This window comes from Phenylobacterium sp. J426, assembly GCF_024699945.1.
Classification (GTDB): Bacteria; Pseudomonadota; Alphaproteobacteria; order Caulobacterales; family Caulobacteraceae; genus Phenylobacterium.
In genome coordinates this window covers 3,630,818-3,656,530 of sequence record NZ_JAJOMY010000001.1, presented here as the reverse complement: position 1 = coordinate 3,656,530, position 25,713 = coordinate 3,630,818, and the positions used below count along the sequence as shown (strand labels likewise).

At 70.0% G+C, this 25,713-nt stretch carries 25 protein-coding genes and 2 pseudogenes; 19 read left to right on the top strand and 8 right to left on the bottom strand.

Annotated features, from left to right (window positions below):
• The first annotated feature begins 275 nt into the window (after positions 1-275).
• The 7 genes and pseudogenes from glmU (at position 276) to LRS10_RS19250 (ending at position 10,065) form a co-directional block, all read left to right on the top strand.
• Positions 276-1,632 (top strand): annotated as a pseudogene (gene glmU / locus LRS10_RS19280) (bifunctional UDP-N-acetylglucosamine diphosphorylase/glucosamine-1-phosphate N-acetyltransferase GlmU).
• Entirely contained in the window at positions 1,629-2,315 is a 687-nt protein-coding gene (rpiA, locus tag LRS10_RS19275) for a ribose-5-phosphate isomerase RpiA (protein WP_257838650.1), read from the top strand. Before glmU ends, rpiA begins: the two are co-directional and overlap by 4 nt.
• A gap of 15 nt (positions 2,316-2,330) precedes the next feature.
• Positions 2,331-3,719 carry a glutathione-disulfide reductase gene (gor, locus tag LRS10_RS19270; RefSeq protein WP_257838649.1) on the top strand — a complete coding sequence of 463 codons (1,389 nt, stop codon included), beginning with the start codon at positions 2,331-2,333 and terminating at the stop codon, positions 3,717-3,719.
• A complete protein-coding gene (locus LRS10_RS19265; protein ID WP_257838648.1) occupies positions 3,716-4,966 on the top strand; it encodes an O-antigen ligase in 1,251 nt (416 codons plus the stop codon). Before gor ends, LRS10_RS19265 begins: the two co-directional genes overlap by 4 nt.
• Before the next feature lie 60 nt (positions 4,967-5,026).
• On the top strand, positions 5,027-6,412 hold the full coding sequence (locus LRS10_RS19260; RefSeq protein ID WP_257838647.1) for a class II 3-deoxy-7-phosphoheptulonate synthase: 1,386 nt from the start codon (positions 5,027-5,029) through the stop codon (positions 6,410-6,412).
• An 85-nt stretch (positions 6,413-6,497) separates the two neighbouring features.
• Positions 6,498-8,588 carry a catalase gene (locus tag LRS10_RS19255; protein WP_257838646.1) on the top strand — a complete coding sequence of 697 codons (2,091 nt, stop codon included), beginning with the start codon at positions 6,498-6,500 and terminating at the stop codon, positions 8,586-8,588.
• Between the two features lie 121 nt (positions 8,589-8,709).
• Positions 8,710-10,065 carry an MATE family efflux transporter gene (locus LRS10_RS19250; protein WP_257838645.1) on the top strand — a complete coding sequence of 452 codons (1,356 nt, stop codon included), beginning with the start codon at positions 8,710-8,712 and terminating at the stop codon, positions 10,063-10,065.
• On the opposite strand, the gene LRS10_RS19245 is transcribed toward LRS10_RS19250, so the two are convergent.
• Positions 10,062-10,964 carry a cobalamin biosynthesis protein CbiG gene (locus tag LRS10_RS19245; protein WP_257838643.1) on the bottom strand — a complete coding sequence of 301 codons (903 nt, stop codon included), beginning with the start codon at positions 10,962-10,964 and terminating at the stop codon, positions 10,062-10,064. The genes LRS10_RS19250 and LRS10_RS19245 overlap by 4 nt on opposite strands.
• A gap of 51 nt (positions 10,965-11,015) precedes the next feature.
• Positions 11,016-12,017 (bottom strand): NADP-dependent oxidoreductase, encoded by a 1,002-nt coding sequence (locus LRS10_RS19240; protein ID WP_257838642.1) that lies wholly within the window; start codon positions 12,015-12,017, stop codon positions 11,016-11,018.
• Between the two features lie 106 nt (positions 12,018-12,123).
• Between LRS10_RS19240 and LRS10_RS19235 the strand changes: the two are divergent.
• The 5 genes and pseudogenes from LRS10_RS19235 to LRS10_RS19215 all read left to right on the top strand — a co-directional run bounded on the left by LRS10_RS19235 (position 12,124) and on the right by LRS10_RS19215 (position 16,470).
• Positions 12,124-13,048, top strand: a pseudogene (locus LRS10_RS19235) (Gfo/Idh/MocA family protein).
• A gap of 42 nt (positions 13,049-13,090) precedes the next feature.
• On the top strand, positions 13,091-13,567 hold the full coding sequence (locus LRS10_RS19230; RefSeq protein ID WP_257838641.1) for a glutathione peroxidase: 477 nt from the start codon (positions 13,091-13,093) through the stop codon (positions 13,565-13,567).
• An 8-nt stretch (positions 13,568-13,575) separates the two neighbouring features.
• Entirely contained in the window at positions 13,576-13,965 is a 390-nt protein-coding gene (locus tag LRS10_RS19225) for a globin (RefSeq protein ID WP_257838640.1), read from the top strand.
• A 73-nt stretch (positions 13,966-14,038) separates the two neighbouring features.
• Entirely contained in the window at positions 14,039-15,778 is a 1,740-nt protein-coding gene (gene ilvD, locus LRS10_RS19220) for a dihydroxy-acid dehydratase (protein WP_257838639.1), read from the top strand.
• Between the two features lie 2 nt (positions 15,779-15,780).
• Positions 15,781-16,470, top strand: a complete 690-nt coding sequence (locus LRS10_RS19215) for an aspartate/glutamate racemase family protein (protein ID WP_257838638.1) — start codon at positions 15,781-15,783, stop codon at positions 16,468-16,470.
• On the opposite strand, the gene LRS10_RS19210 is transcribed toward LRS10_RS19215, so the two are convergent.
• The 3 genes from LRS10_RS19210 to xth all read right to left on the bottom strand — a co-directional run bounded on the left by LRS10_RS19210 (position 16,467) and on the right by xth (position 18,718).
• Positions 16,467-17,051 (bottom strand): NnrU family protein, encoded by a 585-nt coding sequence (locus tag LRS10_RS19210; RefSeq protein ID WP_257838637.1) that lies wholly within the window; start codon positions 17,049-17,051, stop codon positions 16,467-16,469. The genes LRS10_RS19215 and LRS10_RS19210 overlap by 4 nt on opposite strands.
• Before the next feature lie 161 nt (positions 17,052-17,212).
• Positions 17,213-17,878: a hypothetical protein gene (locus tag LRS10_RS19205; RefSeq protein WP_257838636.1), complete on the bottom strand. Its 666-nt coding sequence runs from the start codon at positions 17,876-17,878 to the stop codon at positions 17,213-17,215.
• A gap of 45 nt (positions 17,879-17,923) precedes the next feature.
• Positions 17,924-18,718: an exodeoxyribonuclease III gene (gene xth, locus LRS10_RS19200; protein ID WP_257838635.1), complete on the bottom strand. Its 795-nt coding sequence runs from the start codon at positions 18,716-18,718 to the stop codon at positions 17,924-17,926.
• Between the two features lie 114 nt (positions 18,719-18,832).
• Here xth and LRS10_RS19195 point away from each other — a divergent pair, with 114 nt between their 5' ends.
• From LRS10_RS19195 to LRS10_RS19185, 3 genes are read left to right on the top strand one after another with little or no spacing between them, the layout of a single operon-like run.
• The gene (locus LRS10_RS19195) at positions 18,833-19,486 is read left to right on the top strand and encodes a glutathione S-transferase family protein (RefSeq protein WP_257838634.1); all 654 of its coding nucleotides are present in this window, start codon (positions 18,833-18,835) and stop codon (positions 19,484-19,486) included.
• A complete protein-coding gene (locus LRS10_RS19190; protein WP_257838633.1) occupies positions 19,483-19,821 on the top strand; it encodes a helix-turn-helix transcriptional regulator in 339 nt (112 codons plus the stop codon). The genes LRS10_RS19195 and LRS10_RS19190 overlap by 4 nt, the downstream gene beginning before the upstream one ends.
• Complete coding sequence (locus LRS10_RS19185) at positions 19,818-20,282, top strand: SRPBCC family protein (protein WP_257838632.1); 465 nt, start codon at positions 19,818-19,820, stop codon at positions 20,280-20,282. The genes LRS10_RS19190 and LRS10_RS19185 overlap by 4 nt, the downstream gene beginning before the upstream one ends.
• Here LRS10_RS19185 and LRS10_RS19180 read toward each other — a convergent pair.
• From LRS10_RS19180 to erpA, 3 genes are all read right to left on the bottom strand, one after another.
• A complete protein-coding gene (locus LRS10_RS19180) occupies positions 20,279-20,941 on the bottom strand; it encodes an SdpI family protein (RefSeq protein ID WP_257838631.1) in 663 nt (220 codons plus the stop codon). The two genes, LRS10_RS19185 and LRS10_RS19180, sit on opposite strands and share 4 nt — an antisense overlap.
• Complete coding sequence (locus tag LRS10_RS19175; protein ID WP_257838630.1) at positions 20,925-21,233, bottom strand: helix-turn-helix transcriptional regulator; 309 nt, start codon at positions 21,231-21,233, stop codon at positions 20,925-20,927. Before LRS10_RS19175 ends, LRS10_RS19180 begins: the two co-directional genes overlap by 17 nt.
• A 76-nt stretch (positions 21,234-21,309) precedes the next feature.
• On the bottom strand, positions 21,310-21,642 hold the full coding sequence (gene erpA / locus LRS10_RS19170; RefSeq protein ID WP_257838629.1) for an iron-sulfur cluster insertion protein ErpA: 333 nt from the start codon (positions 21,640-21,642) through the stop codon (positions 21,310-21,312).
• A gap of 98 nt (positions 21,643-21,740) precedes the next feature.
• Here erpA and LRS10_RS19165 point away from each other — a divergent pair, with 98 nt between their 5' ends.
• The 4 genes from LRS10_RS19165 to LRS10_RS19150 all read left to right on the top strand — a co-directional run bounded on the left by LRS10_RS19165 (position 21,741) and on the right by LRS10_RS19150 (position 25,711).
• Positions 21,741-22,919, top strand: coding sequence for a deoxyguanosinetriphosphate triphosphohydrolase (locus tag LRS10_RS19165; RefSeq protein ID WP_257838628.1), 1,179 nt, complete (start codon positions 21,741-21,743; stop codon positions 22,917-22,919).
• A gap of 139 nt (positions 22,920-23,058) precedes the next feature.
• Positions 23,059-23,865, top strand: a complete 807-nt coding sequence (locus tag LRS10_RS19160; RefSeq protein ID WP_257838627.1) for an SPOR domain-containing protein — start codon at positions 23,059-23,061, stop codon at positions 23,863-23,865.
• Positions 23,862-24,863, top strand: a complete 1,002-nt coding sequence (gene nagZ / locus LRS10_RS19155) for a beta-N-acetylhexosaminidase (RefSeq protein WP_257838626.1) — start codon at positions 23,862-23,864, stop codon at positions 24,861-24,863. The genes LRS10_RS19160 and nagZ overlap by 4 nt, the downstream gene beginning before the upstream one ends.
• Complete coding sequence (locus LRS10_RS19150; RefSeq protein ID WP_257838625.1) at positions 24,860-25,711, top strand: ScpA family protein; 852 nt, start codon at positions 24,860-24,862, stop codon at positions 25,709-25,711. Before nagZ ends, LRS10_RS19150 begins: the two co-directional genes overlap by 4 nt.
• Positions 25,712-25,713 lie beyond the last annotated feature (2 nt).

Here is a 25,713-nt window from a genome sequence, read left to right as displayed (position 1 = left end):
GCCGACATGGTCTTCAGCCAACGGCCCATCTCGGCGTTGTCCAGCTGCGCCTTGAACCGCGCCTCCAGGGCGCGATCGGGCGCCGCGCGGGCTGCAGGCGCGATGGACAGGGCCGCGAGCGCGCAGGCGGCCGTCAGGGCGGTCAGACGGCGAGACGTCGTTGTCATGGAAGCTCCCCCAGGTCGCGGCGACGCTAGCCGGTTGTCGCGCGGGGCCACAAGGCTTGCTAAGGCGTTTCGGGCGTCCGTGACTCGCTTGCCCAGGAGCTTCGCTGCATGACCGCCAGAGCCGCCGTGATCCTGGCTGCAGGACAGGGCACGCGCATGAAGTCGCCCTTGCCCAAGGTGCTGCACAAGGTGGGCGGGCGCAGCCACCTGGACCGCATGATCGACACCGTCCAGGCGACCGGCTGCGAGCGGATCGTGGTCGTCGTCGGCACGCACAGCCCGGCGGTGCGCGAAGCCGTAGAGAAGCGCCTGGGCGCGGAGGCGGTGGCGGTCCAGACCGAACCGCTGGGCACTGCCCATGCCGTCCTGGCCGCCAAGGGCAACCTCGCCGGCTTCGACGGCGACGTCCTGATCACCTATGCCGATGCGCCCCTGCTGATGGCCGAGGACCTGGCGCCGCTGTTCGAGCTGCGGGCCAAGGGCGTGGACCTGGCCATGCTGGCCTTCGAGCCTGTCGACCCGCTGCTGTACGGGCGGGTCATCAAGGGCGCCGACGGCCACGTCATCCGCATCGTCGAGGCGCGCGACGCCAACGACGCCGAGAAGGCGGTCAGGACCTGCAACGCCGGCATGATGGCCGCCGATCGCGAGCGGCTGTTCGGCTGGCTGGAGCAGGTCGGCAACGACAACGCCAAGGGCGAGTACTACCTGACGGACATCGTTGGCGTCTGCGTCCACGAGGGGGGGCTGGTGCGCGCGCACATCGCCCCCGAGAACGCGGTCATGGGCTGTGACACCCCGGCGCAGCTCGCCCAGGCCGAGGCCGTCTGGCAGCAGCGGCGGCGCAACCACTTCCTGGCCGAAGGCGTGGCGATGCTGGCTCCGGAGACCGTGCACTTCGCCTGGGACACCCAGATCGAACCGGGTGTCACTATCGAACAGTTCGTCGTCTTCGCGCCGGGCGTGAAGGTCGAGACGGGGGCGGTGATCCGCGCCTTCAGCCACCTGGAGGGCGCCCATGTCCGATCGGGCGCCCTGATCGGCCCCTATGCGCGCCTGCGCCCGGGCGCCGACATCGGCGAGGACGCCCACATCGGGAACTTCGTCGAGGTGAAGAACGTCACGGTGGGGCAGGGCGCCAAGGCCAACCACCTGTCTTACCTGGGCGACGGTTCGGTGGGCGCGAAGGCGAACATCGGCGCCGGGACCATCTTCTGCAACTACGACGGCTTCTTCAAATACCGCACCGAGGTGGGCGAGGGGCGCCTTCGTCGGCTCCAACACCTCGCTGGTGGCGCCGGTGCGGGTCGGAACAGGCGCGATGACCGGCTCAGGCTCGGTGATCACCCGCAACGTACCGGACGGCGCGTTGGCCCTCGAGCGCAACAGCCAGTCGGACAAGGCCGGCTGGGCCACCGCCTTCCGCCAGAAGAAGGCGGCCGAGAAGGCGGCGAAGGCGAAATGAGCGACGCGGAATCCCAGAAGCGCGCGGCCGGAGAGGCCGCCGCGGCTCTCGTTGAAAGCGGCATGGTCGTCGGTCTCGGGACGGGCTCCACCGCCGCCTGGTTCGTCAGGGCGCTGGCGGCGCGCGGGCTGGATGTCGTGGGCGTTCCCACGTCCCAGGCCACCGCCGACCTGGCGTCGAGCCTCGGCATCAAGGTGGCGGACCTCGGCGAGACCCGCGAGATCGACCTCACCGTGGATGGCGCCGACGAGATCGGCCCCGGTCTCTCGCTGATCAAGGGCGGCGGCGCGGCCCTGCTGCGCGAGAAGCTGGTCTGGGAGGCCTCCAAGCGCTGCGTGGTGATCGCCGACGCAGCGAAGGTGGTCGGCACGCTGGGCAGGTTCGCCCTGCCGATCGAGGTGGTGGCCTTCGGTCACAGGACCACCTCGCTTCGCATCTGCGACGTGCTCGCGGAATTCGACATTGGCATCGGACCGCGGCTGCGCGAGCGCGACGGCCAACCGGTGAGAACCGACGGCGGCAACCTTATCTATGACGCAGCCTGCGGGCGGATCGAGGAGCCGGCGGCGCTCGCCGCGGCGCTGAAGAGCGTCACCGGCGTCGTCGACCACGGCCTTTTCCTCGACCTGGCCGAACAGGCGCTGATCGGGACGGCCGACGGCGTGCGCACGCTGGAGCCCTGAGCGAAGGATATCGACTTGGCGGATTACGACTACGACCTCTTCGTCATCGGCGCGGGCTCGGGCGGGGTGCGCGCCGCGCGCGTCGCGGCCCTGTCGGGCGCCCGCGTTCTGGTCGCCGAGGAGCACCGCGTCGGCGGCACCTGCGTCATCCGCGGCTGCGTGCCCAAGAAGTTCATGGTCTACGCCTCTGAATTCGCGCATCATTTCAAGGTCGCGAAGGGCTATGGGTGGACCGTGGAGGGCGCATCCTTCGACTGGCCCGAGTTCCTTCGCGAGAAGGACAAGGAGATCGCCCGGCTGTCGGGGATCTACGTCCGGAACCTGCAGAACGCCGGCGCCGAGCTCGTCCACGGCAAGGCGCGCCTGATCGACCGCCACACCGTCGAGGTGGAGAACCGCGGCCGCGTCACCGCCGGGAAGATCCTGATCGCCACCGGCGGCACGCCCTGGATGCCCACGGAGCTGCCGGGGATAGAGCACGCCATCACCTCGAACGAGGCGTTTCACATCGATGAGTTGCCGAAGCGGATCGTCATCGCCGGCGGCGGCTACATCGCCGTCGAGTTCGCGGGCATCTTCGCGGGATTGGGCGTCGACACCACCCTGGTGCATCGGGGCCCCAACATCCTGCGGGGCTTCGACGACGACGTCCGCGCGCATGTGGCCGAGGAGATGGAGAAGCGCGGGATCAAGGTGCTCCTGGGCGCCCAGCACACCGCCATCGAGAAGACGGCGACGGGACTCCTCAGCAAGCTCTCCAACGGGATATCGCCGTGCGAGAGCGACGTGGTGCTCTTCGCCCTCGGGCGCGTCCCCTATGTCCAGGGGCTCGGCCTCGAGACCGCGGGCGTCGAACTCGACGAGCGCGGCGCGGTGAAGGTGGACGACTATTCCCGCACGAGTGTCGACAACATCTGGGCGGTGGGCGACGTCACCGACCGCATCAACCTGACGCCGGTGGCGATCCGCGAGGGCCATGCCTTCGCGGACACCGAGTTCAACAAGCGTCCGACGCGCTTCGACCACGAGCTGGTGGCCTCGGCGGTCTTCTCGCAGCCGCCGATCGGCTCGGTGGGGCTGTCCGAGGCCGACGCCCGCCACCAGTACGGCGGCAAGGTGGACATCTACCTCTCGCGCTTCCGGCCGATGAAGTACGTCTTCGTCGGCAGCGACGAACGCTGCCTGATCAAGCTGGTCGTGGAGCAGGGGACCGAGAAGATCCTCGGCTGCCATGTGGTCGGGCCCGACGCGCCCGAGATCATTCAGATGGCCGCCATCGCCCTGAAGATGGGCGTGACCAAGCCGCAGTGGGACTCCACCTGCGCCGTCCACCCGACGCTGGCCGAAGAGCTGGTGACGATGCGCGAGAAATACACCCCGCCGGCCCTGGGCCAGGTCGCTTGATCGCGACGCACCCGCAGACGTCGGGGTTCGTCGGCAAGCTCAGCGGATGGGCGTTCGTCGGCGCCGCCGTGCTCGCGCCGCTCCTCGCCTGGCTGGGCCCTCTGGCGTTCGCGCCGCTGATGGGCCTCGTGGGCCTGTTCTGCCTCCCGGTGCTGCGCATCACCGACGAGGATCGTCCGGTGGCCGCGACCCTGCTGTTCGGCCTGGTGTGGGCGGGGATGAGCGCCTCCTGGAGCGCGCACCAGCCCGACGACCTCGAGAGCAGCGTCGCGCTGAAGCTCGCCCTGCAGGTTCCCCTCTACTGGGCCGTCTGGTGCGGGGCGCGTCGGGCCGACCCGAGGCTGGCGCGGCTGGCGCTGACGATCCTGGCCTGGGGCTTCGGCGTCCTGGGCGTCATCCTGCTGGTCGAGGCTGTGTCGGGCGGCGCGATCTATCAGGCCCTCCGCACCGCCATCGGCGATCCCACGCGTCCGGACCTGGCGCGGAAGAACCTCGCCCAGGGCAGCTTCGCCGTGGCGTTCCTGTGGCCTGTAGTGGCCGCGGGCGGCGTCCGCGCAGGCCAGCCCTGGTGGCTGGCCGTCCCGGCGGCCACCGGCTCGGCGCTGTTGGCCTATCTGTTTCTCTCGGACGCCCCGGTGCTCGCGGTCGGCCTCGCTTTGCTGGTCGGCGTCGCTGCCTGGATCTTTCCCCGCTCGGCCCCGAAAGCGCTGGCGCTGGTCGCAGCGGCCTTCTTCGTCCTGTTCCCCGCGGTGGCGCTCGCGGCCCGCAGCCTCACGCGCGGCCTCAAGCTCGACATCGCGCCCCCGGAATCCTGGGCCCAGCGGCTCGGCTACTGGAGCCACGCCCTGGACGCCATCGCGTGGCGCCCGATCCGCGGCTGGGGTCTCGACGCCAGCCGCGCCTTCAGCCCGGATATCGTTCTCCATCCCCACAACGCCGCGCTGCAGCTCTGGCTGGAGCTGGGGCTGTTGGGCGCCGTCTGCGCCGCCTTGGCCTTCGCCTTCCTGCTGAGACGGCTTAGCCGTGATCGCCCTGACGTCGTGACTGCCGCGGCGTCCGCGTCCGGCGCGGTCTACCTGCTGTTCGGCGCGGTGAACTTCGGCGTCTGGCAGGAGTGGTGGCTGGGGCTCGGCGCCTTCGCCTGCGCGGTCGTGGGCCTTGCTTGCGGGGTGAATCCTGCCCCGGAGGCCGGGGAAATTCGCCGCACCGCAGCAAAAACGTCGACCCGGGCCGCCTTCTCGGGGTAGAAGCCCGCTTCCGCCGCGGGGGCGACGTACGCCCGGTGTCCGTGGCGCGGAGTAGGAGCCATGACCGAACACTGGACGCCCGCATCCTGGAGAGGGAAACCCGCCAAGCACGTGCCGACCGACTATCCGGACGCGGCCGAGCTTTCGCGTGTCGAACAGACCCTGCGCAAGATGCCGCCGCTGGTGTTTGCGGGCGAGGCGCGCCGCCTGAAAAGCCTGCTGGGCGAGGTGGCCGAGGGCCGCGCCTTCCTGCTGCAGGGCGGGGACTGCGCGGAGAGCTTCAAGGAATTCCACGCCGACAACATCCGCGACCTGTTCCGGCTGATCCTGCAGATGGCCGTGGTCCTGACCTTCGCCGGCGGCAAGCCGGTGGTGAAGGTGGGCCGCATGGCCGGCCAGTTCGGAAAGCCGCGCTCGTCGCCGGTCGAAACCGTCGGGGGTGTCGAACTGCCGTCGTACCGCGGCGACAACATCAACGGCATGGAGTTCACGCCCGAGGCCCGCATCCCGGACCCGCAGCGGCTGATCCAGGCCTATGGCCAGTCGTCGGCGACGCTGAACCTGCTGCGCGCGTTCGCAGGCGGCGGCTACGCCGACCTCTACAACATCCACCGCTGGACCCTGGGCTTCGTGAACGACAGCCCGCAGGGGGCGCGCTACCGCGAGCTCTCGGAGAAGATCTCGGAATCGCTGACCTTCATGGCGGCGATCGGCGTCACGCCCGAGACCCATCCCGAGATGCACCGGGTCGAGTTCTTCACCAGCCACGAGGGCCTGCTGCTCGGCTACGAGGAGGCGATGACCCGGGTCGATAGCACCTCGGGCGAGTGGTACGACACCTCGGCCCACCTGCTGTGGATCGGCGAGCGCACGCGCCAGCTCGACCACGCGCACGTGGAATTCTTCCGCGGCATCAAGAACCCGATCGGCCTGAAGGTCGGGCCGACGCTCGAGCCGGACGAGCTGCTGCGGCTGATCGATGTGCTGAACCCGAAGAACGAGGCCGGCCGGCTGACGCTCTACGGCCGCTTCGGCTACGACAAGATCGAGGATCGCCTGCCGCGCCTGCTGAAGGCGACCAGGTCCGGCGGCCGCAACGTCGTCTGGGCCATCGACCCGATGCACGGCAACACGCTCACCGCCGCCAGCGGCTACAAGACCCGGCCCTTCGACCGGATCCTGTCCGAGGTGAAGTCCTTCGTCGACACCTGCAAGGCCGAGGGCGTCCACCCGGGCGGGGTGCACCTGGAAATGACCGGCCAGAACGTCACCGAGTGCCTGGGCGGCGCCCGCGCGCTCACCGAGGGCGATCTGGCCGACCGCTACCACACGCACTGCGATCCGCGCCTGAACGGCGAGCAGGCGCTGGAGCTTGCCTTCCTGGTGGCCGAGAAGCTCAAGGAAGACCGCATCGACCTCTCCAAGCGGGCGGCGGTCAACATCTAGCGGGCTTTATTCGCGCCCTGCCGTTGTAGAGCTCGAACCATTCGGTTTGCCGGTCGCTCTCCCTGATCACCAGGGAGAATCCACCATGACCGACGAGGTCTACCGCGATCGTAATCCGGGCGCGGGCGGGGAAACGCATCAGATCGCCGAGGGCGATACGCCCGTCCTTACGACGCAACAGGGCGTGCCTGTCGCCGACGACCAGAACACTCTGCGCGTCGGCGACCGCGGGCCCGCGCTGCTCGAGGACTTCCACTTCCGCGAGAAGATCTTCCACTTCGACCACGAGCGCATTCCCGAGCGCGTCGTCCATGCGCGCGGTTTCGGCGTGCGGGGCTACTTCGAGACGACGGACTCCCTGGCCGACGTCACGCGCGCAGACCTGTTCCAGAAGGCGGGCGAGAAGACCGAGGTCTTCGTCCGCTTTTCCACCGTGGCCGGCAACAAGGGCTCGTTCGACCTGGCCCGCGACGTCCGCGGCTTCGCGGTGAAGTTCTACACCAAGGAAGGCAACTGGGACCTGGTCGGCAACAACATCCCGGTCTTCTTCATCCAGGATCCGATCAAGTTCCCGGACGTGGTGCACGCCGCCAAGCAGGAGCCCGACCGCGGCTTCCCGCAGGCCCAGACGGCGCACGACAACTTCTGGGACTTCATCTCGCTGAGCCCGGAGTCGATGCACATGGTCATGTGGATCATGTCCGACCGGACCATCCCCCGGTCGTTCCGGTTCATGGAGGGCTTCGGGGTCCACACCTTCCGGTTCGTCGACGCCGAGGGCCGGTCGACGTTCGTGAAGTTCCACTGGAAGCCGAAGCTGGGCCTCCAGTCCGTCGTCTGGAACGAGGCGGTGAAGATCAATGGCGCCGACCCGGACTTCCACCGCCGCGACCTGTGGGACGCCATCGAGATGGGCGCGCCGCCCGAGTGGGAGCTGGGCGTCCAGCTGTTCGACGAGGCCTTCGCCGACAGCTTCGAGTTCGACATCCTGGATTCCACCAAGATCATCCCCGAGGAACAGGTCCCGATCCGGGTGGTCGGTCGCCTCGTCCTGGATCAGACCGTCGACAACTTCTTCGCCGAGACGGAGCAGGTCGCCTTCTGCACCCAGAACGTCGTGCCGGGCATCGGCTTCACCAACGACCCGCTGCTGCAGGGCCGCAACTTCTCCTACCTCGACACCCAGTTGAAGCGCCTCGGCGGGCCCAACTTCACCCACATCCCGGTGAATGCGCCGCGCTGTCCGGTGATGAACTTCCAGCAGGACGGCCACATGGCCACGACCAACCCGAGGGGCCGGGTGAACTACGAGCCGAACAGCTGGGGCGGGCCGCGGGAATCGCCCACGCGCGGCTACCGGCATTTCCCGAGCCACGAGGCGGGCGACAAGCGCCAGATCCGGCCCGAGAGCTTCGCCGACCACTACAGCCAGGCGCGGCAGTTCTACGCCAGCCAGACCCCGATCGAGCAGAAGCACATCGCCGACGCCCTGGTCTTCGAGCTCAGCAAGTGTGAGCGCGAGGACATCCGCATGCGCATGGTCTCGCACCTGCCCAACATCGATGCGGAACTCGCCGCGACCGTCGCCGCGGGGCTGGGGCTGGCGAAGACGCCCGCCGCGGCGAAACCGGCGAAGCCGCCCATCGCCGATCTGCCGCCTTCGGACCCGCTGAGCATCCTCAAGAACCTGCCGCCCAGCTTCGAAGGGCGGAAGGTCGGCATCCTGATCACCGACGGCGCGGACGGCGACCTGCTGGCGGAGCTGATCGCGGCCGTCGAAGGCGCCGGCGCGACCTATGAGATCATCGCGCCGAAGGTGGGAGGCGCCCGGCTCAGCGACGGGACGCTCCAGCCCGCCAAGCAGAAGATCGATGGCGGGCCGTCGGTGCTCTATGACGCGGTGGCCGTGCTCGCCTCGGCCGACGGCGCGGCGCTCCTGGCCGTGGACAAGCCGGCCAAGGACTTCGTCTCGGACGCCTTCGCCCACTGCAAGGTCATCGGCCACACCGCCGAGGCCCTGCCGTTCTTCGAGAAGGCCGGCGTCGCGGCCGAGGACATGGACGCGGGCTTCGTCGCGCTGGCCAAGGCGGCGGACGCGACGACCTTCGTCGCCGCGTGCGCCAAGGGCCGGGTGTGGGCCCGCGAGCTTGAGGTCGACCTCGACGCGATGAGCTAGGGCGGGCGTGGCCGCAAGGCCACGCTTGGGCCCAGACGGATGACGACGGCGGCGTCGCCCTTGCCCTGCGGGTGAGGGCGGCGCAGTCTCCGCGCCTCTTTGACATCCCGGAACTCTCGTCATGGACCGCGTCGCGGCCCAGAACCCTTCGCTCGTCCGCGCCGATCTCTCGCAGCTCCTGAAGCTGTCGGGACCGGTGGTGCTGGCGCGCCTGGGCATCATGACGATGGGCCTCACCGACGCCGTCGTCGTCGGCCGGTTCTCGGCGACCGAGCTCGGCTACCACGCCCTGGGGTGGGCCCCGACCAGCGTCATCCTGACGGCGCTCGTCGGCCTGCTTATCGGCATCCAGGTGATGACCGCCCGCGCCATCGGCGAAGGGCGGCGCGAGCGGACCGGCGCGGTGCTGCGGCGCGGCCTTGTCTACAGCGCCTGGCTGGGCGTCGCCTCGACCCTCTTCCTGGCGGCCGTCGGGCCGTCCTTCCTGCATGTCATCGGGCTCGAGAAGGACCTCGCCGACGGCGCCACGCGGGCCCTGCTGGTCTTCACGCTGTCGCTGACGCCCTACGCCATCAGCGTCGCCGCCAGCTTCTGGCTGGAAGGCCTGCAGCGGCCGGGGCCCGCCGCCGTCGCCATGTGGGCCGCCAACGTGGTCAACCTCGGCCTCGTGCTGCTGTTCGTGCCGGGCACGTTCGGTCTGCCCGCGATGGGCGCGGTGGGCGCCGCCTGGGGCACGTTCGGCGCGCGGACCTTCCTGGCGCTGGCCATGCTGGCCTTCATCGCCACGCTCCCGGAGGCGCGGGCGCTGGGCGTCTTCGACAAGCCCGAGCGCGACCGCGCGGCGGAAGCCGAGCAGCGCCGCATCGGCTATGGCGCCGGGGCGTCCAACTTCCTCGAGGTCTCGGCCTTCGCCAGCATGAACGTCATCGCCGGCTGGATCGGCGGCCTGGCGGTCGCCGCCTGGGCCATCGTGCTGAACGTCGCGGCCATCGTCTTCATGGTGCCGCTGGGCCTCGCCACCGGCGCCGCGGTGCTCGTGGGCAAGGCCTACGGCGCTCGCGATCCCGCCGGGGTGACGCGGGCAGGGTTGGTGTCGTTCGCCGTCACCGCCGTCTTCGGCGTCATGGTCTCGCTGATCGTCTGGCCGACCGCCGACCTGATCAGCCACGGCTACACCAAGGACGCAGCCACGATCGCCATGGCCGCGCCGGCGCTCGTGCTGTCGTGCCTGTTCTTCTTCCCCGACGCCCTGCAGGTGGTCGCCGCCCAGGCGCTCAGGGCCCGCGGCGACGTCTGGCTGCCGACCTACACCCACCTCGCCAGCTATATCCTGATCATGATGCCGCTGGCCTGGTGGCTGGCCATCCCGCTGAAGATGGGCATCGACGGCATCGTCTGGGCCGTCGTGGTGGCGAGCTTTGTCTCCGGCGCCCTGCTGCTCGGCCGCTTCTGGATGCTGAGCCGGAGGGGCCTCTAGGCTCCGGCGCCCAGGATCCAGCCTTCCTCGCGCTCGGCGTCGAGCACGACGTCAGCCGCCGTGTCCTTCGGCGGGCCGAAAAGGCCGCCCAGCTTGTTCTGCTCGTCGAGCCTCGCGAAATGCTCGGCCGTCGCGCGGACCTGCGCCAGGTCCTTCACCTCGCCGGCCGCCGGCTGCACCTTCAGCAGGGACGGATAGACTTCGGCCGCCACGACCTCGACGCCGTCCAGTTCGGCCTCAGTCAGCGGCTTGAAGCCGGTCTCGAAAGGCCAGGCCTTGAAGCCTTCGCCGCGGGCCAGCTTCAGCCGCCGCACGAAGGGGATCCCCAGGATCGCCTGACCGCCCACCGAGCCGTTGTAGTAGAGCTTCCAGATCGAGGCCGCGCCCTTGGCCGCCAGATCGGCGTGCCGGAACTCGGGCAGGTCGTCCGGCCCATGCGCCCGCGTCCGCTTGGGCTGGAGCGTCGTGAGCGCGTCCTTCGGCGGGCAGCCCCAGAACGGGAAGGGGCCGCCGGTGATCCGGCGGTTGATCTCGGAGCCGACCCCGAACCGGTTGTTGGTGTTGTCGGCCTTGTCCTTGACCATCTTGTTCAGCTGATCCCACGTCGCCCGCCAGGGCTCTTCGCCCGGCAGGCTCAGCGCCGAGGCGAAGCCCCGCGGGAAGCCCAGCGGGAAGTCGAAGCCCAGCAGGGCGCGTTCGCCCCGTTTCCGCAGGTCGTCGAGGATCGCCGTCAGCCGCGTCTCGGCTTCGGCGCGCGTCGCCGGGTTGTAGCTCTCGAACGCCAGCCGGAACCGGACGTCGCGCTTGAGCACGCCGATCCAGATGGAATCCGCGCCGGTGGTCGGCTTCGCCGCCGCACTCCAATCGACGATGACATAGGCGCTGAACAGGCGCGGCACGGCGAACTCCGAGGATAGGCTGGAGCCGCCGTTCTACGCCGTCCGGCAGGGCTATGCGAGCTTCACAAGCATCTTCCCGAGGTTCTCGCCGGTGAACAGGCCGAGGAAGGCGTCGGGAGCGCGTTCGATGCCCTCGAACACCGTCTCCTTCCACGTCACCTTGCCCGCCTTCACCCATTCGGCGAGGTCGCGCTGGAAGTCGGCCTGCATGTCGGCGTGGGTGGAGACGATGAAGCCCTGGATGCGGATCTGCTTGCCGACGATCAGCGCCAGGTTCGAGGGGCCGGGCGGCAGCTCCTTGGCGTTGTACATCGAGATCATGCCGCACTCGGCGAAGCGGGCGAACGGCCGCGCCGCGTTCAGGGCCGCCTCCAGGTGGTCGCCGCCGACGTTGTCGAAATAGACGTCGATGCCGCCCGGCGCGACCCGGGCGAGGGCCGCCGTCAGGTCCGGCTCGGCCTTGTAGTCGATGGCGTGATCCACCCCGATCGACTTCAGGAACGCGACCTTTTCGGGCCCGCCGGCCGATCCGATGACGGTGTTCCCGCGGGCCTTGGCGATCTGGCAGACCAGCGAGCCGACGGCTCCGGCCGCGCCTGAGACGAACACCACGTCGCCGTCCTTCAGCGAGGCCACGCGCAAGAGGCCCGCATATGCGGTCAGACCCGGCATGCCGGCGACGCCTAGGAACGCCTGGATCGGCAGGCCTTGCGGATCCAGCTTCTGCAGCGCGCCGGCCGGCGCGTTGAAGGCTTCGCGCCAGCCGAACATCGACTGAACCAGGTCGCCTTCCTTGAGGCTCGGGTCGTTGGAGGCGATCACCTCGCCGACAGCGCCGCCCTGCAGCGCCTCGCCAAGCGCGAACGGCGGGACATAGCTCTTCACGTCGTTCATGCGGCCGCGCATGTAGGGATCGACCGTCATCCAGAGGTTCCGCACCTGCGCCTGGCCCGGGCCCGGCGCCGGCAGGTCGACGCTGACCAGCTCGAAGTTGTCGGCGACCGGCATGCCCTTCGGGCGGCTCTTCAGGCGGATCTCGCGGGCGGCGGTCATGGATCGTTCCTCCAGTTCTGGTTCAAACGCTTGTTTAGCTGGCCGGCCGGGTGGCGTCGAGCGCCCGGACCATGCTAGGCCCGCCGCGCCCAGCGAAGGGAGCTCCATGACCGAGTCACTGAGAGGCGGCGTGATCGGCGCCGGCGTGTTCGGCGGCTACCACGCCCGCCAGTACGCGCGCCTGCCCGGCGTGACGCTGTCCGCTGTTCTGGATCCGCACCCGGAGCGCGCGGCCGGGATCGCGGTCCCCTTGGGCGGGCGGGCCTTCCATGAGCTGGACGCCTTCCTGGACGCCGTCGACGTGGTGACCATCGCTTCGCCAGCCACCCATCACGCGGGACAGGCGCTGGCGGCGCTGGCGGCCGGCAAGCCGGTGTATGTCGAAAAGCCGATCGCCATCTCCGTGGCCGATGCCGAGAAGGTGCGCGCCGCTGCGGCGAAGGCCGGCCTCGTCGTGGCCTGCGGACACCAGGAGCGCGTCGTCTTCCGCGCCATGGGCCTGCTGGATGTTCCCGAACAGCCGGTGCTCCTGGAGGCGCTGCGTCACGGTCCGCCGTCGGAGCGCAGCCGGGACGTCTCTGCGGTGCTGGACCTCATGGTCCATGACCTCGACCTGGCGCTGGCGATCACCACGGCCGAGCCCGTCACGGCGGAAGGCGAGGGGCGGCTCGGCGCCAGCGGGGTGTGGGACCAGGCCCGCGCCGAGATCAGCTTCGACTCGGGCTTCACCGCGCTGTTCGACGTCTCCCGCATGGCTGAGGGCCGCAGGCGGACGATGCGGGTGGTCTATCCTTCCGGCGAGGTCGAGATCGACTTCATGGCCCGGACCTTCCGCAACACCACGCCCTTTGCCCTGAACCCGGACTTCGCCGACACCCCGGCCGCCGCCGACCCGCTCGGCGCCAGCGTGGAGGCCTTCCTGCAGGCGGTCCGCGGGGGAGGCCCCTCGGCCGGTGGTCACCGCCGACGAGGCCATCCGCGCGCTCGATCTCGCCATCGCGGTGGAACAGGCGTTGGAAGACGCGGCGTAACGGCGCTAGCTTCGAGGCCTCGCCCTTCCGGAGGAGGCCGCCATGTCCAGCGCGCACGACTATTCCTTCAGCACCATCGGCGGCGAGCCGCTGCCGCTCGTGGGCTTCAGGGACAAGGTGGTCCTGGTGGTGAACACCGCCTCCCAGTGCGGGCTCACCCCCCAGTACGACGGCTTGGAACAGCTCTATTCCGCCTACAAGGACAAGGGGCTTGTGGTGCTGGGCGTGCCCTGCAACCAGTTCGCCGGCCAGGAGCCGGGGACCGAGGCGGAGATCAAGGATTTCTGCGAGACGCGCTTCGGCGTCGACTTCCCGCTCACCGCCAAGGTCGAGGTGAAGGGCGAGGGCGCTCACCCGTTCTACCGCTGGGCCGAAGCCGAGCTTGGGGAGCCCGCCGTGCCGGTGTGGAACTTCCACAAGATCCTCGTGGGCAAGGACGGATCGGCGATCCGGGCGTTCGGCCCGCGCACCGACCCGCTCGACTCCGAGATCACCGACGCCATCGAGAAGGCGCTCTGAGCCGCCGCTTGTCCGATCTCGTCGCCCAGTCGCTCGAGGCGGTCGCCGAGAAGGTCGGCGATCCGGGGTCTCGCATCTACGCACGGCTGTTCGCGGCCTTCCCGGACATGGAGCCCCTGTTCTGGCGGGATGCGTCGGGCAGCATCCGCGGCGAGATGCTGGCCGTCGCCTTCCAGTGCCTGCTCGATCTCGACGGGGCCTACGCCGAGAACTTCATCCGGGCCGAGCGGCTGAACCACGATGGGTTCGGGGTCGACCCGGTCGCCTTCCAGAGCTTCTTCCCGATCGTCATGGAGACCTGCCGCGAGATCCTCGCCGACGACTGGACCGGCGAGATGCAGACCGCCTGGGATCAACGCCTGCGGCGGATCGCGGCGCTGACGCTCGGCGGGGCATGAATTTCCAAAGCGGCCTCTTTCCCGCCGCGGATGGCGCCTCTAAGACGGCCCCGCCAAGTCGGAGGCGCAACGAATGCATCGCAAGCCGGACGGATCCTGGGACAAGTCCAATCTCCCCAGCCGCCATGTGACCGAGGGGCCCGCGCGGGCGCCGCACCGCTCGTACTATTACGCGATGGGTCTCGGCACGCGCGAGATCGCCCAGCCGCTCGTGGGCGTCGCCTCGTGCTGGAACGAGGCCGCCCCCTGCAACACCGCCCTGATGCGCCAGGCGAACGCCGCCGCCGAGGGCGTGAAGGCCGCCGGCGCGACGCCGCGCGAGTTCTGCACCATCACCGTCACCGACGGCATCGCCATGGGCCACGAAGGCATGCGCGCCTCGCTCGCCAGCCGCGAGGTGATCGCCGACTCGGTCGAGCTCACCATGCGCGGCCACAGCTATGACGCGCTGGTCGGCGTCGCCGGCTGCGACAAGAGCCTGCCCGGCATGATGATGGCCATGCTGCGCCTGAACGTGCCGTCCGTCTTCCTCTACGGCGGCTCGATCCTGCCCGGCCGCCTCGACGGCAAGGACCTGACCGTCCAGGACGTGTTCGAAGCCGTGGGTCAGTTCTCGGCCGGTCAGATCACCGAAGAGCGCCTCTGCCAGGTCGAGCAGCACGCCTGTCCCGGCGACGGCGCCTGCGGCGGCCAGTTCACCGCCAACACCATGGCCATGGTCTCCGAGGCCATCGGCCTCGCCCTGCCGCTGTCGTCGGCCCTGCCGGCGGCCTACCTCGACCGCGACCAGTACGCCCGCGCCTCGGGCGAGGCGGTGGTCCGGCTGATCGAGCAGAACATCCGCCCGCGCGACATCTGCACGCGCAAGGCCTTCGAGAACGCCGCGGTGGTCATCGCCGCCAGCGGCGGCTCCACCAACGGCGGCCTCCACCTGCCGGCCATGGCGCACGAGTGCGGCATCGAGTTCACCCTGCGCGACTTCGCCGAGATCTGCGCGCGCACGCCCTACATCGCCGACCTGAAGCCCGGCGGACGGTTCGTGGCCAAGGACATGGGCGAGGCGGGCGGCACGCCGATGTTGCTGAAGACGCTGCTGGAGGGCGGCTATCTGCACGGCGACGTCATGACCGTGACCGGCAAGACCCTGGCGGAGAACGTCGCCTCCGTTCAGTGGCGCGACGACCAGGAGGTGATCCGCCCGGTCTCCAATCCGTTGTCGCCCACCGGCGGCGTCGTGGGCCTCTGGGGGTCGCTGGCCCCGGACGGCTGCATCACCAAGGTCGCCGGCCTGAAGCACACGAAGCACCGCGGTCCCGCGCGCGTGTTCGGCGGCGAGGAGGCCTGCTTCGCCGCCGTCACGGCTCGGGACTACAAGGAAGGCGACGTGCTGGTCATCCGCTACGAGGGCCCGAAGGGCGGCCCCGGCATGCGCGAGATGCTGTCGACGACGGCGGCGCTTTACGGGCAGGGGGTGGAGAACATCGCCCTGATCACCGATGGCCGGTTCTCGGGCGCAACGCGCGGCCTGTGCATCGGCCACGTCGGCCCGGAAGCCGCCGTGGGCGGCCCGATCGCGCTGGTGAAGGACGGCGACATCATCTCGATCGACGCCGACGCGGGCACGATCGACCTGGAGGTCGATCCGATCGAGCTCGAGCACCGCGCCCACCTGCTGGCCCAGGAGGAGCCCCGCCGGACCAACTACCAGAGCGGCGCCGTCTGGAAGTTCGCCCAGAGCGTCGGCCCGGCTCACCTGGGCGCCGTGACCCATCCTGGCGCGGCCGCCGAGACGCACGTCTACGCGGACATCTGACCGTGAGGACGCTCGGTCTGCTCGGCGGGATGAGCGCCGAGAGCACGGCGATCTACTACCGCGAACTGAACCGCCTGGTCCGGGAACGGCTGGGCGGGCTGCACTCGGCCGAGCTCTTGCTGTGGTCTGTGGACTTCGCGCCGATCGCCGCGTTGCAGGCGCAGGGCCAGTGGGACGAGACCGGCCGCCTCCTGGCCGACGGCGCGCGACGGCTGGAGCAGGCGGGGGCCGAAGCCATCGTGCTCTGCACCAACACGATGCACCTGAACGCGCCGATGATCGCGGGCGCGGTGGGCGTGCCCTTCCTCCACATCGGCGACGCCACCGCTGCGGCGCTGAAGGCGAAGGGCGTCAAGCGGCCGCTTCTGCTGGCGACCCGCTTCACCATGGAGCAGACCTTCTACAAGGACCGGCTGGTCGCCGCGGGTCTCGACCCGATGACGCCGGAGGAGGCCGATCGTGGCCGCCTGCACGCCATCATCTACGACGAGCTATGCCAGGGCGTCGTGAACCCCGCGTCCAAGGCCGAGGCGCTGGCGATGGTCGCCAAGGGCCGCGCCGCCGGCGCCGACGGCGTCATCTTCGGCTGCACCGAGATAGGCCTGCTGCTCGGCCAGGACGATCTGGACGTGCCCGCGGTCGACACCACGCTCGTCCACTGCGAAGCCGCCGTGGACTTCGCGCTGGGCTAGGGCAGGGCGGCGACGCCCGTGAAGTAGGGGTGGCCCCAGAGCAGCGCCGCCCAGGCCGCCACCCCCGCCACGATCCGCCACCACCCGATCTCGCCGAGCGCCAGCCGCTGCCGGCCTTGGGCGATCGCCAGAAACGGCACGTTCGAGGTCTGCATCGCGAACCCGTCCCACTTGGCGCCCAGCACGCGCTTGCGCTTGGCGTCGATGCTGGCCGTGCCGAACAGCGCCAGCGCCAGCATGGAGCCGAACAGCACCAGGCTCGCCGCATCTCCGTTGACCAGCAGGTGGCCCAGCGCCCAGATCGCCACGCCCCACAGAAAGGGATGACGCGTCACGCGCAGCATGCCCCGCACCACGTCGGGCCGGTCCAGCGCGCCCTCTTGCCGGACGCTGGTCGGGTTGGGCGTCGTCAGGCCGATGACGATGAACAGCACGGCTGCGAGCTGCAGCAACAGCTGGATGTGCCGGGTCGCCGCGCTGACGCCCCACAGCGCCTCGTTGACCGGCGAGACCCGGGCGTCTCCGAACGCGAAGCCCAGCCACACGAGGACGGCCGCGGAGGCCAGGGAAAACAGCCCCATGTAAGGCCCGGCGCCGAGCCTCAGGGACCAGCGCATCGCGCACCCGGGTGCCCGAGATCAGGAGGTGGATCAGGACGAAGACGGCGGCGGCGGCGATCAGGTTCGTCATGGAAGCTCCCGGTTCAGCCGCGAAGGTGGAGTTTTAAATTTACGCTGTCAACTTATGCGGCATGTTCGGTGTCGCCATCATCGTCATCCGCATCTTCGAACGGCAGCGGCATGGCCGAGGCTGGTGCGGCAGGCGTCGCCGGAGCGGGCGATGGCTTCGGGGGCTCGACCACGAGCGTCGATCCTCGGCGCGGCGCCGGTCGGCGCAGCACGGACTCCATCCGTGCGATCCAGCGGGCGCCTTCCTGCACGGCCTCGGCGGCGGTGACCGCCTTCTTCCGGGCTTGATCCGCCCGGGTCCACAGCTCGAGGACGAAGTCGGGATAGGCCGGGTCGTCGAAGACGAAGCGAAGGCGCACCTGATCCTCGGCCGCCGAGAAGTGGTCGAGCGCCCGGCGCTGTTCGCCGCGATGGGTGCGGGCGGCCACCTTGCCGTCGACGATGAGCTCGGCGCCCATCAGCTCCTCGACGCGGTACTCCAGGCACCATGCGCCCGTGTCCCAGGTGACGGCCACGTTGTTCGCGCCGAAGTCGAAGCCGATGCCTTTCCCGCGGCCCGGCGCGATCAGCAGGGCGTGCGGCTCGGCGCGCAGGATCTTCTTCAGGCTGCGCCGGATGCGCCGGCTCTCGTCGAGATGCCAGACGAACGCCGCCCCCAGCACCGTGAAGGCGCCGCCCGCGATCGCCATCAGCGCGATGAGCCGCCCGACCTCGTCCATGGGCCAAGGCTAAGCCTCTTTCGCTGAGTCGTCCTATGGCGGAGCTTAGACGTCCAGTTCGACCACCAGCGGCACGTGATCCGACGGCTTGTCCCAGCTGCGCACGTCGCGGTGGATGGACACGCCACGCAGCAGGTCCGCGGCCTGGGGCGAGAGCAGGGCGTGGTCGATGCGGATGCCGTTGTTCCGCTGCCAGGCGCCGGCCTGGTAGTCCCAGAAGGTGTAGGCGCCCGGCGCGCCGTCGGCCTGCATGTAGGCCTCCGTGAGGCCCAGGTTCTTCAGCGCCCGGAAGGCCGAGCGGCTCTCGGGCTGGAAGAGGGCGTCGTCCACCCAGTTCTTCGGGAATTCGGCGTCGCGCGGCTCGGGGATGACGTTGTAGTCGCCCACCAGCGCGAACGGCTCCTCCAGGGCCAGCAGGCGTTCGGCGTGGCGATGCAGCCGCGCCATCCAGGCGAGCTTGTAGGCGAACTTCTCCGAGCCCAGGGGATTGCCGTTCGGGAGGTAGATCGAAGCCACGCGCACCGGCTGCGGACCCGACACCACGGCCTCCAGGTAGCGCGCCTGCTCGTCGGTCTCGTCGCCCGTATCCGAGAGATGGGGCAGGCCGCGGGTCACGTCTTCCAGCGGCGCCTTCGAGAGGATGGCCACGCCATTGTAAGACTTCTGCCCATGCACGGCGACATTATACCCAAGCCGTTCAAAGGCTTCGGCCGGGAACTTCTCGTCCACGCACTTGATCTCCTGCAGGCAGGCGACATCCGGCTTCGCCTCCTCGAACCAGCGCAGCACCGTCTCGAGGCGCGCGTTGACCGAGTTCACGTTCCAGGTGGCGATGCGCATGAAGGGCTCCGGCTAGGCTGGAGCGGAAGCTAGTGGCGTGGGCGCTTCGGCTCAATGGCTTGCGCAGGCCGAGGACCGCTGATACTTAAGTGACGACTTAAGTGAAGGCGCGCCATGTCCCTGATCCTGCACGAGCACCCGCTGTCGTCCTTCTGCTGGAAGGTGAAGATCGCCGTCCGGGAGATGGGCCTGCCGTTCGAAGCTCGCCTTGTGGCCTTCTACGAGGAAGCCTCGCGCGCCGCCCACTATGCGCGCTGGCCTCTGGGCAAGATCCCCGTGCTGGAGGACACCGACCGCGACCGCGTCGTCGCCGAGACCAGCGTCATCATCGAGTATCTGCAGACCTTCCATGCGCCCTCCGTCGGCCTGATCCCCGCCGATCCCGAGGCGGCGCTGCGCGTGCGGCTGCTGGACCGGGTGTTTGACAGCTACGTCATGGAGCCCATGTCGCGCGTCGTCGCCGAGAACTTCCGCGGCGGCGACGACCCGGTCGGGGTGGCCCAGGCCGACGCTCTGCTGGCGAGAAGCTACGACTGGCTGGAAGGCGAACTGGCCGGCCGCGCCTGGGCCGCGGGCGAGACCTTCACGCTCGCCGACTGCGCCGCTGCGCCCGCGCTCTACTACGGCGACAAGGTGCTGCCGTTCCGCGCAAGCCACCCGACGCTCGGCGCCTATCTCGACCGGCTCGAGGCCCGGCCGTCCTTCGCGCGCACCCTGCAGGAGGCCCAGCCCGTCTGGCACATGTTCCCGGGTCGGAAGGCCGCGTGACCCCCGATCTCGATACGCTGTTCCAGGCCCTGGCCGACCCCACCCGGCGTGCCATCCTCGAGCGGCTGAGCCGCGGCCCGGCCTCGGTCAGCGATCTCGCGCGGCCGTTCGACATGAGCCTGCCGGCCGTGGTCCAGCACCTGGCGGTCCTGGAGGCCGCCGGCGTTGTGGCCTCGGAGAAGGTCGGCCGCGTGCGGACCTGCCGCATCGAACCCGGCGGGCTCAGCCGGGCCGAACAGTGGATCCACGAACGCCGCGCCGCCTGGGAGCAGCGGCTGGACCGTCTCGGCGGCTATCTCGCCGCGCATCCCGACATGCCCGAGGAGCCGAAATGACCGACCGCAATGTGGTCCATGCCACCTTCTGCATCGAGCGCCGCTATCCGGCCCCGCCGCCGCGCGTGTTCGCCGCCTGGGCGACGCGCGAGGCCAAGGCTCAGTGGTTCGATGGTCCAGAGGGCTTCGAGTGCTACGAACGGTCGATGGACTTCCGGTCGGGCGGCGCCGAGCGGCTGTGGGGCAAGCATCCCGGCGGCAGGGTCTCCGACTTCCAGGCTCGCTACTTCGAGGTGCTCCCGGACGAGCGGATCATCTACGGCTACGAGATGTATTCGGAGGAGGCCAAGATCTCCGTCTCCCTGGCCACCATCGAGTTCCACGCCGACGGGGCCGGCACGCGCCTCGTCATGACGGAGCAGGGCGCCTTCCTCGACGGCTACGACGACGCCGGCAGCCGCGAGCACGGCACGGGATGGCTCCTCGACAAGCTGGGCGCGGTGCTGGGGCCGGGCGGCTAGAGCGCGCCCGTCCGGTCGGGATCGGCGCGCCACACCCTCCAGCTCTCGAACACCGCGAGCCCCGCCGCGGCGACGATCAGGAAGGCGAACCCCTGCAGGCCCGCCGGCTGCGGCAGGAATGGCGCGGCGAGGAAGCCGGCGAGACCCAGCCAGAAGAACAGCCGACCGGCCAGGCGGTTGGACTTGTCCCAGGCTAGGCGGCTCGCGAAGCTCCATGGCGTGCGGACGCCGATCAGCGCGTTGGGGCTCACCTTGCCGAGGTAGGCCCCCACCACGGTGAGGATCGCGCTCACAGCCGACATGGCCCCGAGCGGGCCGGAGCCTTCGCCGATCAGGCCGAACGCCAGGGATGCGGCAAGGGCGCAGATCAGGCTCGTCACGCCCACCAGCATCAAGGTCGCTTCCCGGAACTCGTCCGGCTGGTCCAGCCGTCGGCGCGAGAGAACGCGGATGGCGAACGGCCCCGCGAGCGTCAGCAGCGCCATCGCGCCTACGATGGCCGCCGACTCGCTGCGTCCGCCGTATCGATCGACGGAGCCGTCCCAGGCGAAGTGCATCGGGATCGGGCCGGTAGGCCCCCAGTTCAGGATCGCCAGCGCCACGCCGGCCTGGGCCGCCGCCACCGCCGGGACCACCAGTCGCTCAAGCCGGGTTGCCATTCTTCGCCTCCTTCGGGTCGGTTGCAGGCTCGGCCTTGCCCATCAGCTCCAGCAGGAAGCCGACGGCTTCCTCGACCGCCGATATCCGCAGGCGGTAGCGGACCGAGGCGCCTTCGCGCTCGGTGCTGACCAGGCCCGCGTCCTTCAGGGCGTTCAGGTGGCCGGTGACGGTCGGCCAGGTCATGTCGTCGAAGGCCGCGGCGATGTCGCCGGACGTCATGGGGCCCGCCCGCAGCATCTCGACGATGCGTCGTCGGGCCGGATGACCCAACGCCTTGAACACCTGGCTCATAGGTAAAAGCCTAATTAGGAAAAATCCTAATTACAAGTCGCGCCGAAAAGCGGGTGGCGCTGGCCGTGCCGTCAGGTCAGATCGAGAAGCTGACGCCGCAGCCGCAGCTGGACTTGGCGTTGGGGTTGCGGATCCGGAACTCCGCCCCGGCCAGTTCGTCGACGAAGTCGATCTCCGAGCCCTTCAGCAGGGCCATCGACACCACGTCCACCAGGGCGGCGGCGCCGTCACGCTCCACCTTGAGGTCGTCGTCCTGCACCTGGTCGACGAGGTCGAACTGGTACTGGAAGCCCGAGCAGCCGCCGCCTTCCACAGCCACCCGCAGCATCACCGGCCGGCCCTCGGCCTGGCCGATGGCGCGGATCCGCTCGGCGGCGGCGGCGGAGAGGGTCACGTCCGTGGTCGTCATCCGTGCGTGGTCATCGGCTGTTAAATGAAATAGGCGCCTGGACTATATGAGGTTCCGAGCGGTCTCGACCAAGAGGCCCGACGTTTAAGATCGGTTTGATGGCTGCCACAAATCCCCCGAGGGCTCCTTTCGCCGAAGACGCCGCCAGGTCGCGCGGCCGCAAGGTCGCCGAGGCCGAGAGCCGCACCCGTACGCCGTTCGCCCGCGACCGCGATCGGATCATCCATTCCACCGCCTTCCGCCGGCTGAAGGAGAAGACCCAGGTCTTCGTCGCCCACGAGGGCGACCATTTCCGCACGCGGCTGACCCACAGCCTTGAGGTGGCGCAGATCGCGCGCTCGATCGCCACCGCGCTCGGGCTGGACGCCGACCTCGCCGAGACCATCGCGCTCGCCCACGATCTTGGCCACCCGCCGTTCGGCCACGCGGGCGAGGACGAGCTGCAGGTGCAGATGCGCCAGTTCGGCGGCTTCGACCATAACGTCCAGACCTTCCGGGTCGTGACCAAGCTGGAGCGGCGCTATCCGGCCTTCGACGGCCTGAACCTGACGTGGGAGACGCTGGAAGGCGTCATCAAGCACAACGGCCCCGTCACCGATAAGCTCGAAAAGCCCTCCTGGCGGGCGATCGCCGAGTTCGACGCCGAATACGACCTGAGGCTCTCCGGCTGGGCGTCGGCGGAGGCCCAGGTCGCCGCGCTCGCCGACGACATCGCCTACAACAACCACGACGTGGACGATGGCGTCTCGGCCGGCCTGTTCTTCCTGAAGGAGCTCCTGGACGTGCCGCTGATCGGGCCGCACGTCCAGTCCGCGCTCGCCGACTATCCCGACTGCGATCAGTCGATCATCCGCCTGGAAGCCGTGCGCCGCATGATCGGGGCGATGGTCGACGACGTGATGGCCGAGACCCGCCGGCGGGTGGAGGAGGGCGGCCTCAAGTCCGCAGAGGACGTCCGCAACTACGGCCAGGCCACCGTCGCCTTCTCGCGCGACATGGTCGAGGACCTGGCCGAGCTGCGCCGGTTCCTGATGGACCGCATGTACCGCCACTGGCGCGTCAACCGCACCCGAAGCCAGGCCCGCCGCATCCTCGCCGAGATGTTCCAGCTGTTCATGGCCGAGCCCGACGTCCTGCCGACCGAATGGCAGGCCAAGACGCAGGGGCGCGACGAGGCCGGCCGCGCCCGCGTGGTCTGCGACTACATCGCTGGCATGACCGACCGCTTCGCCATCGAGGAGCACCGCAAGCTCTTCCACCTCGAGGTCTGGGGCTAGCGCCGCCCCATTCCCGCCTCCAGCCGCCCACAGAAATCCGCCGGAAACGGCGCTTGCGGGCCGCGGGCTTCGCTAGACTGCCGGTGATTCCGCGCGATTCGGTTTCGGGTCGCGCCACGAGTTCTCGGAGCCTCACGCGATGTCCGACCACGAGCGCGGCGCCTATACGCCTCCCACCGACGCGCCGCTTTCGTTCGACGCCCGCCAGCCGGTGCGCGGCGCGCGGCCGGTGCCGATCACCCTGATCATCAGCGTCCTGGTGCTGGCCGGCCTGGTGGCGGCGATCTTCGTCTTCTACCGCTCGGGCGTGCGCCAGGCGGGCGATGCGCCCCAGACCGTGGGCGTGCCGGTCGACGGCATGAAGAGCGCCGCCCCCGCGGAGGCTCAGCCCACCGATCCCGCCGCCGGCCTGCAGATCTACCGCTCGGACGGCGCCGGCCCGGCCGAGGCCGTCCCGCCGACCTTCACGCCGCCGCCGGAGGAGCCGCAGCCGCGCCCCGCGCCGACCCAGCCTGTGATCGTCACCGAGCAGGCCGCGCCGCCGCCGGCGATGCGGCCCAGCCTTCCGGCTCAACCTCCAGCCCAGGCGCCGGCCCAGGCTCCCACCCAGCCGCCCGCGCCGGCGGCCAAGCCCGCGGCTCCGCCGCCGCCGGCCGTGGCCAAGGCTCCCGAGCCGAAGCCTCCGCCGGCTCCTGCGCCGGCCGCCAAGACGGGCGGCGCGGTGGTCCAGATCGGCGCCGTCTCCTCGCCGGAGCTCGCCGACAAGACCTGGCGCGAGGCGATCGCCGCGACCGGCGTCTCGGGCAAGGGCAAGAGCGTGGAGCAGATCGACCGCAACGGCGCCACGCTCTACCGCACCGCCGTCACCGGCTTCGCCAGCCGCGAGGAGGCGACCGCCTTCTGCAACCGCCTGAAGGCCGCCGGAAAGAGCTGCTTCGTCCGGTGAGCGCCTCCGCCGCCATCCTGGGCTGCTCGGGTCTCGAGCTGACCGCCGAGGAGCGGGCGTTCTTCCGCGACGTGCGGCCCTGGGGCTTCATCCTGTTCGGCCGCAACATCGACACGCCCGACCAGGTGCGGCGGCTCACGGCGGCCCTGCGCGAGACGGTGGGGCGCGAAAACGCGCCGATCCTGATCGACCAGGAGGGCGGACGCATCCAGCGGCTGGGGCCGCCGCACTGGCGGACCTATCCCACCGGCCGCGCCTACGGCCAGCTTCCCGCCGGCCGGCGGCGCGAGATGACCCGGCTGGGGGCTCGCCTGATCGCCCACGATCTTGCGCAGCTCGGCATCAACGTCGACTGCGTGCCGGTGCTCGACGTGCCCGATCCACAAGGCCACGAGATCATCGGCGACCGCGCCTATGGCGACACGCCCGAGGACGTGGCGCTGCTGGGCCGCGCGGCCTGCGAAGGCCTGATCGCCGGCGGCGTGCTGCCGGTCGTCAAGCACATCCCCGGCCACGGCCGCGCCAGGGCCGACAGCCACCTTGAGCTGCCAGTGGTGGAGGCCTCGTTCGCCGAACTCAACGCTCGCGACTTCGCGCCCTTCCGCGCGCTCTCCGACATGCCGATGGCGATGACGGCCCACGTCATCTACACGGCCGTGGACGCCGCTCAGTCGGCGACCACCTCCGAGGTGGTGTTCGAGAAGGTGATCCGCGGCGCGATCGGCTTCGACGGCCTCGTGATGTGCGACGACCTCTCGATGAAGGCGCTGTCCGGCCCGCTGGAGGCGCGCGCGGCGCTGTCGCTGGCCGCAGGTTGCGACGTGGTCCTGCATTGCAACGGCGATCTGGCCGAGATGCGAGCGGTCATCGGCGGCGCCGGCGAACTGGGCGGCCGGGCGGCCGAGCGGGCGAGGGCGGCCTTGTCGCGCATTCCCGGAACGCCGGAACCCCTGGATCATGCCGAGGCCGTCGCCCGCTTCGAGGAGGCCTTCCGATGAGCCAGGGCTTCCAGCCCAGCCTGGACTTCAAGGCCGTCAATGAGGCCGTCGAGGACGGCGAGGCCCTGATCGTCGACGTCGAGGGCTACGAAGGCCCGCTGCACGTCCTGCTCGCCCTGGCCCGCAGCCAGAAGGTGGACCTGCTGAAGCTCTCGGTGACGAAGCTCGCCGAACAGTACCTGGCGTTCGTGCAGGAGGCGCGCCGCCGCCGCTTCTCGCTCGCCGCCGACTACCTCGTGATGGCCGCGTGGCTGGCCTACCTGAAGTCGCGCCTGCTGCTGCCCAGGCCTGAGCGGCCCAAGGCCGAGGAGCCGCCGGCCGAGGAGATGGCGGCCCGGCTCGCCTTCCGGCTGGCCAAGCTGGAGGCCATGCGCAACGCCGCCGAGGCGCTGAAGGCCCGGCCGCAACTGCGCCAGGAGGTCTTCGTCCGCGGCGACCCCGACGCCATCAAGGTGATCCCGTCCGGCAAGATCGAGGGCGACCTCTACGCGCTGATGAGCGCCTACATCGACCAGCGCCGCAAGGAGACCCAGCGACACTACACGCCGATGGCGCCCAAGGCCTATCCGCTGGAAGACGCCCGCGAGCGCCTGCGCCGCCTGCTGCCCGACCTCGACCGCTGGACGCCCCTGACCGGCGTCGCGCCATTCGGCCCCGTGCTGGAGAACATGCCCAGCCGCGCCAGCTATGTGGCCTCGACGCTTTCGGCGAGCCTGGAGCTGGTGAAGGAAGGGGCGCTGGAGGCCAGGCAGCTGGAAGCGTTCGCCGACATCTACCTGAGAGCTCGTCCCTCCTCTTTCGGGGAGGGACAGCGCGCCGTTGGCGCGCAGGGTGGGGGTCTGATGTGACG

Excerpts from the sequence above, each read along its gene's own strand:
- LRS10_RS19255 (WP_257838646.1), top strand. The coding sequence starts at position 6,498 with ATGACCGACGAGGTCTACCGCGATCGTAATCCGGGCGCGGGCGGGGAA.
- LRS10_RS19165 (WP_257838628.1), top strand. The coding sequence starts at position 21,741 with ATGGCTGCCACAAATCCCCCGAGGGCTCCTTTCGCCGAAGACGCCGCC.
- rpiA (WP_257838650.1), top strand. The coding sequence starts at position 1,629 with ATGAGCGACGCGGAATCCCAGAAGCGCGCGGCCGGAGAGGCCGCCGCG.
- LRS10_RS19210 (WP_257838637.1), bottom strand. The coding sequence starts at position 17,051 with ATGGGGCTGTTTTCCCTGGCCTCCGCGGCCGTCCTCGTGTGGCTGGGC.
- LRS10_RS19240 (WP_257838642.1), bottom strand. The coding sequence starts at position 12,017 with ATGACCGCCGCCCGCGAGATCCGCCTGAAGAGCCGCCCGAAGGGCATG.
- LRS10_RS19150 (WP_257838625.1), top strand. The coding sequence starts at position 24,860 with ATGAGCCAGGGCTTCCAGCCCAGCCTGGACTTCAAGGCCGTCAATGAG.
- LRS10_RS19260 (WP_257838647.1), top strand. The coding sequence starts at position 5,027 with ATGACCGAACACTGGACGCCCGCATCCTGGAGAGGGAAACCCGCCAAG.
- LRS10_RS19230 (WP_257838641.1), top strand. The coding sequence starts at position 13,091 with ATGTCCAGCGCGCACGACTATTCCTTCAGCACCATCGGCGGCGAGCCG.
- LRS10_RS19195 (WP_257838634.1), top strand. The coding sequence starts at position 18,833 with ATGTCCCTGATCCTGCACGAGCACCCGCTGTCGTCCTTCTGCTGGAAG.
- ilvD (WP_257838639.1), top strand. The coding sequence starts at position 14,039 with ATGCATCGCAAGCCGGACGGATCCTGGGACAAGTCCAATCTCCCCAGC.
- LRS10_RS19205 (WP_257838636.1), bottom strand. The coding sequence starts at position 17,878 with ATGGACGAGGTCGGGCGGCTCATCGCGCTGATGGCGATCGCGGGCGGC.
- LRS10_RS19160 (WP_257838627.1), top strand. The coding sequence starts at position 23,059 with ATGTCCGACCACGAGCGCGGCGCCTATACGCCTCCCACCGACGCGCCG.
- xth (WP_257838635.1), bottom strand. The coding sequence starts at position 18,718 with ATGCGCATCGCCACCTGGAACGTGAACTCGGTCAACGCGCGCCTCGAG.
- LRS10_RS19175 (WP_257838630.1), bottom strand. The coding sequence starts at position 21,233 with ATGAGCCAGGTGTTCAAGGCGTTGGGTCATCCGGCCCGACGACGCATC.
- LRS10_RS19250 (WP_257838645.1), top strand. The coding sequence starts at position 8,710 with ATGGACCGCGTCGCGGCCCAGAACCCTTCGCTCGTCCGCGCCGATCTC.
- LRS10_RS19185 (WP_257838632.1), top strand. The coding sequence starts at position 19,818 with ATGACCGACCGCAATGTGGTCCATGCCACCTTCTGCATCGAGCGCCGC.
- erpA (WP_257838629.1), bottom strand. The coding sequence starts at position 21,642 with ATGACGACCACGGACGTGACCCTCTCCGCCGCCGCCGCCGAGCGGATC.
- LRS10_RS19180 (WP_257838631.1), bottom strand. The coding sequence starts at position 20,941 with ATGGCAACCCGGCTTGAGCGACTGGTGGTCCCGGCGGTGGCGGCGGCC.